We start from the raw sequence: 12536 nt of genomic DNA, 5'->3' as shown, positions 1-12536 counted from the left end.
ATGACATCTCATCACGCAAACGCAACACAGGTGCAAGACGTCGTTCTGTCTGTTGCCAACGTCGCCAAATCCTTCACCATGCACCTGCGCGATGGTATCGTTTTGCCTGTCGTGCGCAATGTGAATTTCGAGCTTCAGCACGGCGAATGTGTCGTGCTTGGCGGCCCTTCGGGGGTCGGCAAATCGTCTATCCTGCGGATGGTCTACGGAAATTATGCCATCGACCAGGGCCATATTCTGGTTCGCGAAACGTCCACCGGCACGATGCAGGATTTGGGCAGCGGAGACCCCCGGCTCGTGCTGGAACTGCGCCGCAAAAGCGTTGGTTATGTCAGCCAGTTTCTGCGGGCCGTGCCGCGTGTATCCGCTCTGGAAATCGTCGCTGAACCGCTGACGGCAAGGGGTGTTACGCGGGAAGAGGCGATTGAACGGGCCAGCGCGCTGCTTTCCCGTCTCAATTTGCCGCAGACCCTGTTCGGTCTGCCACCGGCTACTTTTTCTGGCGGCGAGAAGCAGCGCGTCAACATCGCTCGTGGCTTCATTACCGATCATCCAATCCTTCTGCTGGACGAGCCGACAGCATCTCTCGACGCAGAGAACCGCGATGTGGTCGTTTCCATGATCCAGGAAAAACTCGCGGGCGGCACGGCAATTCTTGGCATTTTCCACGATCTGCCGGTGCGGGATGCGGTGGCGACACGCATTCTCGATGTCTCGGACTTTTCAGCACGAAGGGCGGCAGCATGACCAAACTGTCTTTGGCGCCACTCATCGATCCAACTGCGCAGGTCAAGGACTGCGTGCTGGGCCGCTACACGGAAATCGCTGCGGGCTGCCATATCTCTGAGACAGAGATGGGCGATTATTCCTACATCGAGCGCGGCGGGCAGGTGTGGTGCACGACCATCGGCAAGTTTGCGAATATCGCGGCCAGCGTGCGCATCAACGCCACCAACCACCCCATGGACCGCGCCAGCATGCACCACTTCACCTACCGCGCCGGTGACTATTGGGAAGGTGTTGAAGATGAGGCCGAATTTTTCGCGGCCCGTCGCGCCCGCCGTGTCGTGATCGGGCACGATGTCTGGATCGGTCACGGTGCAACGCTGCTTCCGGGTGTGCAGGTCGGCAACGGCGCTGTCATCGGTGCCGGTGCCGTGGTCTCTCGCGATGTCGCGCCCTATACGGTCATCGGTGGTGTGCCTGCGCGCCTCATTCGGCAACGTTTCGAAGGCTCCATCGGTGAAAGAATGGACAGGCTTGCCTGGTGGGATTGGTCGCATGACGCGCTGTTTGAAGCACTTCACGACTTCCGCGCGCTCTCTGCCGCAGATTTTCTCGGTCGCTACGGCGGCTGACATAAAAACTTCATGCAACTGTCACCGTACGATCATCGAAAGCCGTCCAATGTCCTTCGAAATGACCGGCACAAGGAGCTAGCAATGACTGCGATCACCGTGTCAAATCTGTCGAAAAAATACGGAAATACACGCGCACTGGACAATGTGAGCATGACGCTTGAGCGCGGCGAGATGGTGGCGCTGATCGGCGCATCCGGCTCCGGCAAGAGCACGCTAATCCGCCACATTGCGGGCCTTGAGACCGGCGACGGGCAGAAAGGACGGGTCGAAATCCTCGACACCGTTTCGCAAAAAGGCGGTCGCCTCACCGGTTACGTGAAGCGCGGGGCGGTCTCCGTGCTGTTCCAGCAGTTCAACCTCGTCGGTCGTCTGTCTGTTTTGACCAATGTCCTGATCGGGCTTCTCGGTCGAGTGCCCCGCTGGCGTGGAACGCTTGGTCTGTTCAATGCAGGTGAAAAGGCTGCGGCGCGGGCAGCCCTAGCGCGTGTCGGCATTCCGCAGGTCGCGGTGCAGCGTTCCTCTACGCTGTCGGGCGGGCAGCAGCAGCGCGCTGCCATTGCCCGCACGCTGGTGCAGGGCGCTGAAATACTGATTGCGGACGAGCCTATTTCTGCGCTCGACCCATCGTCTGCGCGCCGGGTGATGGATGTGCTGGCCGATATCAATGCGCAGGATAGAATCACCGTTCTCGTCTCGCTGCATCAGGTCGAATACGCCCGTCGCTACTGCAAGCGCACCATTGCGATGCGCAATGGTGCCATTGTCTTCGATGGCCCTTCGACATCGCTCTCCAACGCATTCCTCGCCGAGCTCTATGGCTCTGCATCGGAAGAACTGGTCCTGCCGGATGCCTCGGCGGAGCAATCTGGTCCCGTGGTGACCACGGGACTGCCCAACCGTCAGCCGGTCCTCACGACCGCCTGACTTCCCCTTTGATATCGGAGACTTCCATGAACGCGATACTGAAAAGCATGGCGGCGATGTCTGTCGCCTTGACGATGACGACTGCCGCACTGGCACAGGACACACTGAACTTCGGCATCATTTCCACAGAGTCCCAGCAGAACCTGAAAACCAACTGGGAACCGCTTCTGGCCGACATGACGAAAAAGACGGGTCTGGATGTGAAGGCGTTCTTCGCATCCGATTATGCCGGCATCATCGAAGGCATGCGCTTCAACAAGGTGCAGCTTGCCTGGTACGGCAACAAATCCGCCATGGAAGCCGTTGATCGCGCCGATGGCGAAGTCTTCGTGCAGAGCGTACCCGTTGCTGGCGAGCCAGGCTACTGGTCCGTCATCATCGTTCCCAAGGACTCGCCGATCCAGACCGTCGATGACGTTCTCAAATGCGACAAGTCGATCAACTTCGGCCTCGGCGATCCGAATTCCACATCCGGCTATCTCGTGCCGATGACATTCGTGTTCGGCGCCCGTGGTATCGATCCGAAGACCTGCTTCAAGAACGTTACCAACGCCAACCATGAAACCAATGCCATGGGCGTGGCGAACAAGCAGCTCGATGCTGCCGCCAACAACACCGAGAACATGGCGCTGATCAAGCAGAACAAGCCCGATGCCTTCGCCAACATCCGCGAAGTCTGGCGTTCGCCGCTCATTCCGTCCGACCCTATCGTCTGGCGAAAGGATCTGCCGGATGCGACGAAGGAGAAACTGCGCGAATTCTTCCTAACCTACGGCACAGACAAGTCCACGGGTGATATCGCAGCGGAAAAGAAAATCCTCGCCGGTCTGAAATGGGCACCGTTCCGTGCATCCACCGACAAGCAGCTTCTGCCGATCCGGGTCATGGAACTGTCGAAGTCCATCGCGCAGGCGCAGGCAGATACTAAGCTGTCCGCTGAAGAAAAAACCGCCAAGATCAAGGATCTGACCGAGCAGAAGAGCAAGTTCGAAGCCGAACTCGCAACCGCTTCCAAGACCTGATCCTAAAACTGCAATCTCTCTGGGGGGTGGGCCCGTAGGCCCACCTGCTTCAGCACGGAACGATGACCATGAGCGACACATCTCTGCACGATAAGGCGATCCCGTCCGCCGCTTTCAAACAGCCCGGCGGTTTGCGCAACGGCTTGCTTCTGCTCGCATTGTTGGCAGCACTTGCCGTCAGTTGGGGACCTGCAGAGATGGAACGCTGGACCTATCTGTTCAGCGACAGTGGCAACATGGCCACCTACGCCAAGGATTTCCTCAAGCCCGATTTCACCACGTGGCAATATTATCTCGAAGAGATGGTCGTCACGGTGCAGATCGCGGTCTGGGGCACCTTTCTCGCTGTTCTTCTGTCGATCCCGTTCGGCATTTTGTCGGCGCATAACATGGCGCCATGGTGGGTCAACCAGCCGGTGCGCCGACTGATGGACATGTTTCGCGCCATCCATGAGGTCGTCTTTGCGGTGCTGTTCGTCGTTGCCGTTGGGCTGGGCCCTTTTGCGGGCGTGATGGCGCTGTTCATCCACACCACGGGCATTCTGGCCAAGCTGTTTTCCGAAGCCGTGGAAGCCATCGATCCGCGCCCAGTGGAGGCCATCAAAACCACGGGAGCGTCGCGCATCCAGCAGGTCGTGTTCGGGGTAATACCGCAGGTCCTGCCGCTGTGGATTTCATTCTCGCTCTACCGGCTGGAATCGAACGTTCGCTCGGCCACGGTGCTTGGATTGATCGGTGCTGGTGGTATTGGTCAGGTTCTGTTCGAAACGATCCGCGGCTTCTATTACCCGCAGGCGTCGGCCATCATCATTATCATCGTTCTCACGGTTACAGTGATGGACCTTATTTCCCAGCAATTGCGCCGGATCGTGATCTGACGCGCGACGCTTAAATTTCCCTCACGTTCACGCGCGCCAGCGCACCAGCCCGAATGAAATCGCCATGCAAAAAGAACTCGTTTTCACCAATTGCGCCATCGTCACAGCTGATGACATCATCCACGGCACCTTGCTTGTCCGTGATGGCAAGATTGCCGACATCTCATCGGGACACTCGCCATCCGGCACTGATCTCGACGGCGATTATGTCATTCCCGGTTGTGTCGAGCTGCACACCGACCATTTGGAAACCCATGTGCAGCCGCGTCCGAAAGTGCGCTGGAACCTCGATGCCGCTCTTCAGGCGCATGACGGACAGATTGCCACCGCAGGCATCACCACCGTTTTCGATGCGCTTCGCGTCGGCATGGATGGCGATACCGAACTCGGCTCCGATGACATGTCGGCCATGGCGCAGACCATTTCTGCGGCAACAGCGGCAAACAGGCTGCGGGCCGAACACTTCATTCACCTGCGCTGCGAAGTTTCCATGCCCGATGCCGTGGAGCATTTCGACCAGATGAAGGGCAATGATCGTGTACGCTTGGCATCGCTGATGGACCACGCGCCCGGCCAACGTCAGTTCGTCAGCCTTGAGGCATATCGCATCTATTATCAGGGCAAGAAGAAGCTGTCCGACGCGGATTTTGCGGCTTTCAGCGAAAGGCGCATCGCGCAATCGGATGCCTATTCGGCAAAGCATCGCCGGGAGATCGCGCAGCGCTGCCACGACGCCAACATATCCATCGCATCCCACGACGATGCGACGGCAGAACATGTCGCAGAAGGCCTTGAGCTTGGAATTTCGCTGGCTGAATTTCCAACGACCGTATCGGCAGCGCAGCTCTCGCGCGAGGCCGGATTGCAGGTGCTGATGGGGGCGCCGAATGTGGTGCGTGGCGGTTCGCATTCCGGCAATGTTTCGGCGCTCGAACTACTGGAAAAGGGTGCGCTGGATATCCTATCGTCCGACTACGTGCCGTTCAGCCTCGTTCAGGCTGCCTTTCTGTTGTGGGAGAAGCAAATCATCAATCTGCCCCACGCGATCAGGCTGATCTCCGCCAACCCTGCGGATGCGGCCAAGCTTTTCGATCGTGGCCGCATCGACGTGGGGCGGCGGGCGGATATCGTCAGAGTGCGGGCAACGGCAGGACTGCCGCCCTTTATCGCGGGCGTCTGGCGCGAAGGCATGCGCGTGGCGTGAGGCTACAGTCGTGCTCTCGTTGAGCGTGACGTGGACAGAAGCAGGCTGGTCTCGCTGCCGGTGATGCCCGGAACCAGCCGGATGCGGCGCAGGATGGAATCGAAATCGCTCAGCGTCGCGGCGCTGAGTTCGACGATCAGGTCCCACCGCCCGTTGGTGGAATGGACCTCCGATATTTCGGGAAAGCCGCCCAGCGCCCTGATGACCCTGTCGGTCACGTGGCCTTCGATCTCGATCATCATGATCCCGCGCACAGCCTCCTCGACCGCATCTGCGCGCAGGATCACCGTATAGCCGATGATAGTGCCGTTGGCCTCCAGCCGCTCGATGCGCGCACGCACGGTGGCACGTGACGTCTCGGTTTCTAGCGCAAGATCGGAAATGCTTCGCCGCCCATTGTGGCGCAGCAGCGTCACCAACTTTTTGTCCAGATCATCCATATTTGCCGCTTTGCTCATCACATGAGCCAAAATGGTAGAATGTTTCGACTATATTGCCAATATATATCGTTCATTTCGCCATCGTCAGATGTTTGAATTTCCTTAAATCGAAGGGAGATTTGGATGGAATGCAGGCTGATTGGAGTTCCGCTGCAAATAGGTGCCGGGCAACTGGGATGTGAAATGGGACCTAGTGCCCTTCGCGTTGCCGGACTGAAGACCTCGCTTGAGGATTTAGAACATGTCGTTGTCGATATCGGCAATGTGACGCCAGCACCCATGCGCGAATTTTCGCACCCCAACCACGCCGTCCATCACCTCTCGGAAACCGTCGCATGGACGGAAGCGCTGGCGGACGTCGCCTATCTCGAGAGTGAGAATGCGATGCCGATCTTCTTGGGTGGCGACCATGCTATCTCAGCGGGCAGCGTGACCGGTGTGGCAAGGCGCGCTGCAGAACGCAACCGCCCGCTTTTCGTGCTTTGGCTGGATGCGCACACCGATTTTCACACGCTGGACACGACGCGCAGCGGCAATCTGCACGGCACGCCGGTCGCCTATTACAGTGGTCGCCACGGCTTCGATGGCTATTTCCCGCCGGTGACGAACCCGGTCGATCCTGCCAATATCTGCATGATCGGCATCCGCAGTGTCGATCCCGCAGAAAGCGCCGCCTTGAGCGAGACCGGCGTCACCATCTACGACATGCGAATGATCGATGAACATGGCGTCGGCGTCTTGCTTCGCGCCTTTCTGGAGAGGGTCGTTGCCGCCAACGGATTGCTGCATGTCAGCCTCGATGTCGATTTCCTCGATCCGGCCATTGCGCCAGCCGTCGGCACCACGGTCCCGGGCGGCGCCACCTTCCGTGAAGCGCATCTTGTTATGGAAATGCTCTGTGATAGCGGCCTTGTCTCCAGCCTCGATCTCGTTGAACTCAACCCGTTTCTCGATGAACGCGGAAAAACCGCACGCCTTATGGTGGACCTCACTGCAAGCCTGATGGGCAAGCGCGTGTTGGACAGACCGACGAGAGCCGGTTGAGGGAGGATGCCATGATGACCGCGATACCCAATCTCAACATCGTTCCCTTTATCAGCGTCGACAATATGATGAAGCTCGTTCTGAACGTCGGCATCGACACGTTTCTGCGGGAGCTTGCCCAAACAATCGAGGACGACTTTCGGCGCTGGGAACATTTCGACAAGACGCCGCGCATCGCTTCTCACTCGCTGGACGGTGTGATCGAATTGATGCCCACGAGTGATGGGCAACTCTACGGCTTCAAATATGTGAATGGTCATCCAAAAAACACCAGAGAGGGGCGCCAGACCGTCACGGCATTTGGCGTTCTGTCGGATGTCGGCAATGGCTATCCGATGTTGCTCTCGGAGATGACGATCCTGACCGCGCTCAGAACCGCTGCGACATCGGCACTCGCGGCGAAATACCTCGCGCGCCCAAATGCAAAATCCATGGCCATCATTGGCAATGGCGCGCAAAGCGAATTTCAGGCGCGCGCCTTCAAGGCCATTCTCGCCGTCGATCATGTGCGGCTCTATGATGTGGACAGAAATGCCAGCCTGAAGTGCCAGCGAAATCTCGAAGGCCTCGGCTTTACGATCACGGTTTGCAACACGGCGGAAGATGCGATCGAGGGCGCGGATATTATCACCACCGTGACCGCCGACAAGCAATATGCCACCATTCTGAGTGACAACATGGTCGGCCCGGGCGTTCACATTAACGCCATCGGCGGTGATTGCCCCGGCAAGACGGAACTGCACAAGGATATTCTGCTGCGCTCCGAAATCTTCGTGGAATATCCGCTGCAGACCCGCATCGAAGGTGAGATCCAGCAGTTGCCCGCAGATCACCCGGTGACTGAACTCTGGGAGGTGATCGCGGGCCACGCCGAGGGGCGCAAAGATGAGCGGCAGATCACGCTGTTCGATAGCGTCGGTTTTGCCATCGAGGACTTTTCCGCGCTCCGTTATGTCAGGTCCAAACTCGCTTCGACCGGTCTCTATGCGGAACTCGATTTGCTGGCGGACCCCGACGAGCCGCGCGATCTCTATGGCATGCTGCTGCGCTCGGCATCGCAGTCCAAGATCGAGACTGTTACGGCGTAGATTGTCTCGCCTTGCGGGCGGCCCTCCGCTCACGCCAGATCGTGAAGAGACCGGCTGCAATGACGATGGCAGCACCGATCACCATGTGCACGCTCAACACCTCTCCGTAGATCGTGACGCCGACGATGGAGACCAGAACCAACTGGTAATAGGAGAAGGGCTGCACGGACGCCGCATCCGCAAGCTCGAATGCGCGTATCAACAGGTAGTGGCCGCTCATGCCAGTGATGCACAGAGCCAACATCCAGCCCCAATCGGCAGGAGCCATATTTACCCAGTAAAACGGGCCTATGAGTGTCAAAACCACTGCGCCGGGAACGCCGGTGTAGAAGAAGCTGGTTATGGCGGGGTCGGTCCGACTGGCAAGTCGCGTCATCACACTATAAATCGCCGACATAAGCGCTGCGGCGAATGTGATTATCAGCGTCATGTCAAAGCCGCTCTCATCCGGCTTGAGAATGATCAGGACGCCCACGAAGCCAACGAGAATGGCGGACCAGCGTCGCCATCCCACCTGTTCTCCGAGGATCGGAACGGACAGTGCCGCGACCAGCAGCGGTGCCGAGGCGAAAATGGAATGCGTGTGCGCAAGGCCGACGATGGAAAAGGAGATGATCGACATAACGATCTGAACGGCGAGAAGCGCGCCTCGGCCTGCCTGGAGAAAGAAACGACGCGTCGAGGCGGCCTGCCGGATGCCGCCCTGCGATCTCATCGCCAGAATGATGACGAAAATCGCGAAAGCCCAATAGCGCACCATGGCCACGAAGACGGGTGGATAGGCCGAGCCCAGATGCTTGGAAATGCCGTCCTGCGCCGCAAAAATGGTGAAGGCCGCTAACGCGTAGATATAACCGACAGATTGGTGAGGCATGGGAAGGCTCTGTGTTCGCGCAGATTGCTGCTGGGGGATTGTGCATTGTTTCTAAACGATTGCCGCCGGATACAAAACCGCAGAAAACCCAATTCGATCCTTTCGACGAATATAAATGCCGAGGTCTGGCTGGCGTGGTTAAAACAACATGTCATACATGTTTGACAATTATGGAGATATCTGTCTAATAGGATGAACTACAGATTGTTGGCCGCCGGGCTGCTTGGGAGGACATATGATTATTACCGACGTCGATGTGCGGGTGTTCAAGACGACGACGCGTCGCCACTCAGACAGTGCCGGACACGCTCACCCAGGCCCGGCGCATCAGGTCGAGCAGGCCATTTTGACGATCCGCACAGAAGACGGCAAAGAGGGCCATTCCTTTACGGCGCCGGAGATCGTGCGTCCCCACGTCATTGATAAATTCGTCAAGAAGGTTCTGATCGGGCAGGACCACCGAGACCGGGAACGCCTGTGGCAGGATCTGGCCCACTGGCAGCGGGGCTCTGCGGCGCAATTGACCGACCGCACACTTGCAGTCGTTGACTGTGCGCTGTGGGATCTGGCCGGACGCACGCTCAACCAACCTGTATACAAGTTGATTGGTGGTTACCGTGACAAGGTGTTGGCCTATGGCTCCATCATGTGCGGCGACGAGCTGGAAAACGGCCTCGCGACCCCTGAAGACTACGGACGCTTTGCGCAAACGTTGGTAAAGCGCGGTTACAAGGGTATCAAGCTCCACACGTGGATGCCGCCTGTCAGTTGGGCGCCTGATGTCAAGATGGACCTCAAGGCCTGCGCGGCGGTGCGTGAAGCTGTTGGTCCCGATATTCATTTGATGATCGATGCGTTCCATTGGTATTCCCGCACGGACGCTCTTGCGCTCGGTCGCGGCCTAGAAAAACTGGATTTCGATTGGATCGAAGAGCCTATGGATGAGCAATCCATGTCCTCCTACAAGTGGCTGGCGGATAACCTCGATATTCCGGTCGTCGGTCCCGAAAGTGCGGCGGGCAAGCACTGGCATCGCGCCGAATGGTTGAAGGCTGGCGCCTGCGATATTCTCAGGACCGGGGTCAACGATGTCGGCGGAATAACCCCCGCGTTGAAGACGATGCATCTGGCCGAGGCGTTCGGTGTGGAATGTGAAGTCCACGGCAACACGGCCATGAACCTGCATGTCGTGGCCGCCACCAAGAATTGCCGCTGGTACGAACGCGGCCTGTTGCATCCATTCCTCGAATATGACGACGGCTTCGATTACCTGAAGTCGCTTTCCGACCCGATGGACGCGGATGGTTTCGTGCATGTCCCCGACCGTCCGGGTCTGGGTGAAGACATCGACTTCACTTTCATCGACAACAACCGCGTAAGATGAGGCGGTCATGAAGACGATTCTCGCTTTCGGCGATAGCCTGACCTGGGGTGCCGATCCCACCACCGGGTTGCGCCATCCCGCGCAGTTTCGCTGGCCGGATGTGCTGAAATCCGGTCTGGGCGGCAAGGTCGAGGTCATCGCCGAAGGTCTCGGTGGTCGCACCACCTGCTATGACGATCACGCCGGTCCCGCCTGCCGCAACGGTGCGAAAGCGCTGGAGGTGGCGCTGGCCAGCCACATGCCGCTCGATCTCGTCATCATCATGCTGGGCACCAACGATCTCAAGCCGGTTCACGGTGGGCAGGCGGAAACGGCAGTGTCCGGCATGAAGCGTCTTGCGCAAATTGTGGAGACATTTCCCTATAAACCACGGTCTGCCCAGCCGAAGCTGTTGATCGTGGCCCCGCCGTCCTGTGTGGCCGGGCCTACGGGCGCACCCGCTGCCGGGCGCCGGATCGCGGAGTCACAACGTCTCGCGCCGCTCTACGAGAAAATTGCGCGCGAGGCTGATGTCTCATTTTTCGACGCGGGCACGGTCGCCACCGCATCGCCGGTCGATGGCGTTCATCTGGAGGCCGAAGCGACAGCACAGATCGGGCGGGCACTCGTTGCGCCCGTTCATAGACTTCTTTTCTGACCAGCGCCGCGCAGAGGAGCGCGGTCTGGTCTCAAATTAAACGCCGTCATGGATGAGCGGCCCATGGGAGGAAAACATGAAACAGTTCTTTGCAACAGTGGCGCTCGGTGCATTGCTGATCGGTGCCGTGCCGCTTAACGCTTTTGCCGAAACGCCGAAAGACCAGTTGGTCGTCGCAACGACCATGAGCAACATTCTGACGCTCGACCCCGCAGCCATCACGGGCCGCGAGACGGTGCAGGTGCTGAACAATGTCTACGACACGCTGGTCGTCCTGTCCGATAAGGACCGCAGCATCCAGCCGCGTTTGGCCGAGCGCTGGGAAGTCTCGCAAGACCGTAATTCGATCACCTTCTTCCTGCGCAAGGATGCAAAATTCGCCTCCGGCAATGCGGTCACGGCAAATGACGTCGTGTGGAGCTTGAAGCGCGTTCTGTCCCGCAACCTTGCTCAGTCATCTTTTCTCAAGACCCGTGGTTACAAGGTCGAGGATGCCGATAAGCTGTTCGTTGCCAAGGACGAGTACACCTTCGTCATCAACCTGCCCAAGCCCGATGACACGAACCTGCTTTTGATGATCCTCGGGCAAAACGGCCCCGGTTCGATCATCGACAGCAAGACGGCGCTTGAGCATGAGAAGGATGGAGACCTCGGCGCCGCGTGGCTGACGCTGAATTCGGCAGGCTCGGGCCCCTTCAAGCTCGGTCAGTGGAAGTCCAACGAATTCATCATTCTGACCCGCAATGACGATTACTGGGGCGAAAAGCCTGCCATGAAGCGCGTGCTCATGCGTCATCTGCCGGAATCGCAGTCGCAGCGGCTGATGCTGGAAAAGGGCGATATCGACGTCGCCTATTCCCTACAGGCACCCGATCTGAAATCGCTGGAGGCAGACAAGGAAATCACTATCGAATCGACGCCCGGCTCCGGTTTCTATTACCTCGGCGTATCGATGAAGGACGAGCGTTTCGCCAACAGGAAAGTTCGCGAAGCCCTGCGTTACCTGATCGACTACGAGGGTCTGGACAAGGCTGTGATGCCTTATTACGGCAAGCTGCACCAGCGCCCGGTGAGCACCGGCGTCCTGGGCTCCCTGCCGGATCAGGGTTTCAAGCTCGATATTCCCAAGGCCAAGGCGCTCCTGGCGGAAGCTGGTTACCCGGATGGGTTCAAGACGACCCTGCGCGTGCTGTCCGAAGACCCGTTCATGAAAGCGGCGACCGCGATCCAGAACACACTGGCGCAGGCCGGTATTCAGGCGGAACTGATCAGTGGTTCCGGTGACCAGATTTACGGTGCGATGCGCGAACGCAAGTTCGAACTGCTCGTCGGTCGCGGTGGTGGTGGTCAGCAGCCACACCCGGACAACAATTTGCGTTCGATGGCCTATAATCCAAACAATGCGGACGAAGCGAAGCTCACCAATTATCAGGGCTGGCGCACGAGTTTCTTCGATGAAAAGCTCAACAAGATGATCGAGGATGCGCTGGTCGAGCGTGATGCCGCCAAGCAAGCAAAGGCCTATGAGGATATTCAGGCCTATATGGATGAGATCGTTCTATCGATCCAGCCCTTCTCCGAAGTTGTCGATACGGCCGCATTCCGCAGCGACGTCAAGGGCATGATCGTCAGCCCATGGTATTCACGCTTCGACGTGGTGACCAAGGAGCGGTAGTCGTT

13 protein-coding genes are annotated in these 12536 nt (G+C 58.4%); 11 read left to right on the top strand and 2 right to left on the bottom strand.

Translation table 11 applies throughout. The features are described 5' to 3' along the window. The 6 genes from phnL to HRR99_RS18395 all read left to right on the top strand — a co-directional run bounded on the left by phnL (position 1) and on the right by HRR99_RS18395 (position 5389). Positions 1-747 carry a phosphonate C-P lyase system protein PhnL gene (phnL, locus tag HRR99_RS18420; RefSeq protein ID WP_233124258.1) on the top strand — a complete coding sequence of 249 codons (747 nt, stop codon included), beginning with the start codon at positions 1-3 and terminating at the stop codon, positions 745-747. Beyond that, positions 744-1358 carry a DapH/DapD/GlmU-related protein gene (locus HRR99_RS18415; RefSeq protein ID WP_233124256.1) on the top strand — a complete coding sequence of 205 codons (615 nt, stop codon included), beginning with the start codon at positions 744-746 and terminating at the stop codon, positions 1356-1358. The genes phnL and HRR99_RS18415 overlap by 4 nt, the downstream gene beginning before the upstream one ends. An 84-nt stretch (positions 1359-1442) precedes the next feature. Further along, complete coding sequence (gene phnC, locus HRR99_RS18410) at positions 1443-2285, top strand: phosphonate ABC transporter ATP-binding protein (protein ID WP_233124255.1); 843 nt, start codon at positions 1443-1445, stop codon at positions 2283-2285. A gap of 26 nt (positions 2286-2311) precedes the next feature. Further along, positions 2312-3307 (top strand): phosphonate ABC transporter substrate-binding protein, encoded by a 996-nt coding sequence (gene phnD, locus HRR99_RS18405; RefSeq protein ID WP_233124253.1) that lies wholly within the window; start codon positions 2312-2314, stop codon positions 3305-3307. A 68-nt stretch (positions 3308-3375) separates the two neighbouring features. Beyond that, entirely contained in the window at positions 3376-4185 is an 810-nt protein-coding gene (gene phnE / locus HRR99_RS18400; protein ID WP_233124251.1) for a phosphonate ABC transporter, permease protein PhnE, read from the top strand. Positions 4186-4249: 64 nt separating this feature from the next. After that, complete coding sequence (locus HRR99_RS18395) at positions 4250-5389, top strand: alpha-D-ribose 1-methylphosphonate 5-triphosphate diphosphatase (protein WP_233124249.1); 1140 nt, start codon at positions 4250-4252, stop codon at positions 5387-5389. Positions 5390-5391: 2 nt separating this feature from the next. Here the strand turns inward: HRR99_RS18395 and HRR99_RS18390 are convergent, their stop codons facing one another. Then, the gene (locus HRR99_RS18390) at positions 5392-5829 is read right to left on the bottom strand and encodes an Lrp/AsnC family transcriptional regulator (protein ID WP_233124969.1); all 438 of its coding nucleotides are present in this window, start codon (positions 5827-5829) and stop codon (positions 5392-5394) included. 123 nt (positions 5830-5952) lie between these two features. Between HRR99_RS18390 and rocF the strand changes: the two genes are divergently transcribed. Further along, positions 5953-6873: an arginase gene (rocF, locus tag HRR99_RS18385; protein ID WP_233124247.1), complete on the top strand. Its 921-nt coding sequence runs from the start codon at positions 5953-5955 to the stop codon at positions 6871-6873. A gap of 14 nt (positions 6874-6887) precedes the next feature. Next, entirely contained in the window at positions 6888-7961 is a 1074-nt protein-coding gene (locus HRR99_RS18380; protein ID WP_233124968.1) for an ornithine cyclodeaminase, read from the top strand. Here HRR99_RS18380 and HRR99_RS18375 read toward each other — a convergent pair. Then, on the bottom strand, positions 7951-8835 hold the full coding sequence (locus HRR99_RS18375) for a DMT family transporter (protein ID WP_233124246.1): 885 nt from the start codon (positions 8833-8835) through the stop codon (positions 7951-7953). The two genes, HRR99_RS18380 and HRR99_RS18375, sit on opposite strands and share 11 nt — an antisense overlap. A 235-nt stretch (positions 8836-9070) precedes the next feature. Between HRR99_RS18375 and HRR99_RS18370 the strand changes: the two genes are divergently transcribed. The 3 genes from HRR99_RS18370 to HRR99_RS18360 all read left to right on the top strand — a co-directional run bounded on the left by HRR99_RS18370 (position 9071) and on the right by HRR99_RS18360 (position 12531). Beyond that, positions 9071-10219, top strand: coding sequence for a mandelate racemase family protein (locus tag HRR99_RS18370; protein WP_233124244.1), 1149 nt, complete (start codon positions 9071-9073; stop codon positions 10217-10219). 7 nt (positions 10220-10226) lie between these two features. Further along, entirely contained in the window at positions 10227-10856 is a 630-nt protein-coding gene (locus tag HRR99_RS18365) for an SGNH/GDSL hydrolase family protein (RefSeq protein ID WP_233124242.1), read from the top strand. A gap of 76 nt (positions 10857-10932) precedes the next feature. Further along, entirely contained in the window at positions 10933-12531 is a 1599-nt protein-coding gene (locus HRR99_RS18360; RefSeq protein WP_233124241.1) for an ABC transporter substrate-binding protein, read from the top strand. Positions 12532-12536 lie beyond the last annotated feature (5 nt).

Source organism: Agrobacterium vaccinii, from assembly GCF_021310995.1.
In the GTDB taxonomy this organism is placed as follows: Bacteria; Pseudomonadota; Alphaproteobacteria; order Rhizobiales; family Rhizobiaceae; genus Agrobacterium; species Agrobacterium vaccinii.
The sequence above is the reverse complement of the archived record's forward strand: the minus strand, read 5'-3'. Positions and strand labels throughout refer to the sequence as shown.

Bases quoted from the DNA above. Each gene is read 5' to 3' on its own strand.
- HRR99_RS18365 (WP_233124242.1), top strand. From the start codon at position 10,227: ATGAAGACGATTCTCGCTTTCGGCGATAGCCTGACCTGGGGTGCCGAT.
- phnL (WP_233124258.1), top strand. From the start codon at position 1: ATGACATCTCATCACGCAAACGCAACACAGGTGCAAGACGTCGTTCTG.
- HRR99_RS18380 (WP_233124968.1), top strand. From the start codon at position 6,888: ATGACCGCGATACCCAATCTCAACATCGTTCCCTTTATCAGCGTCGAC.
- phnC (WP_233124255.1), top strand. From the start codon at position 1,443: ATGACTGCGATCACCGTGTCAAATCTGTCGAAAAAATACGGAAATACA.
- HRR99_RS18395 (WP_233124249.1), top strand. From the start codon at position 4,250: ATGCAAAAAGAACTCGTTTTCACCAATTGCGCCATCGTCACAGCTGAT.
- HRR99_RS18390 (WP_233124969.1), bottom strand. From the start codon at position 5,829: ATGGATGATCTGGACAAAAAGTTGGTGACGCTGCTGCGCCACAATGGG.
- HRR99_RS18360 (WP_233124241.1), top strand. From the start codon at position 10,933: ATGAAACAGTTCTTTGCAACAGTGGCGCTCGGTGCATTGCTGATCGGT.
- phnD (WP_233124253.1), top strand. From the start codon at position 2,312: ATGAACGCGATACTGAAAAGCATGGCGGCGATGTCTGTCGCCTTGACG.
- HRR99_RS18415 (WP_233124256.1), top strand. From the start codon at position 744: ATGACCAAACTGTCTTTGGCGCCACTCATCGATCCAACTGCGCAGGTC.
- phnE (WP_233124251.1), top strand. From the start codon at position 3,376: ATGAGCGACACATCTCTGCACGATAAGGCGATCCCGTCCGCCGCTTTC.
- rocF (WP_233124247.1), top strand. From the start codon at position 5,953: ATGGAATGCAGGCTGATTGGAGTTCCGCTGCAAATAGGTGCCGGGCAA.
- HRR99_RS18370 (WP_233124244.1), top strand. From the start codon at position 9,071: ATGATTATTACCGACGTCGATGTGCGGGTGTTCAAGACGACGACGCGT.
- HRR99_RS18375 (WP_233124246.1), bottom strand. From the start codon at position 8,835: ATGCCTCACCAATCTGTCGGTTATATCTACGCGTTAGCGGCCTTCACC.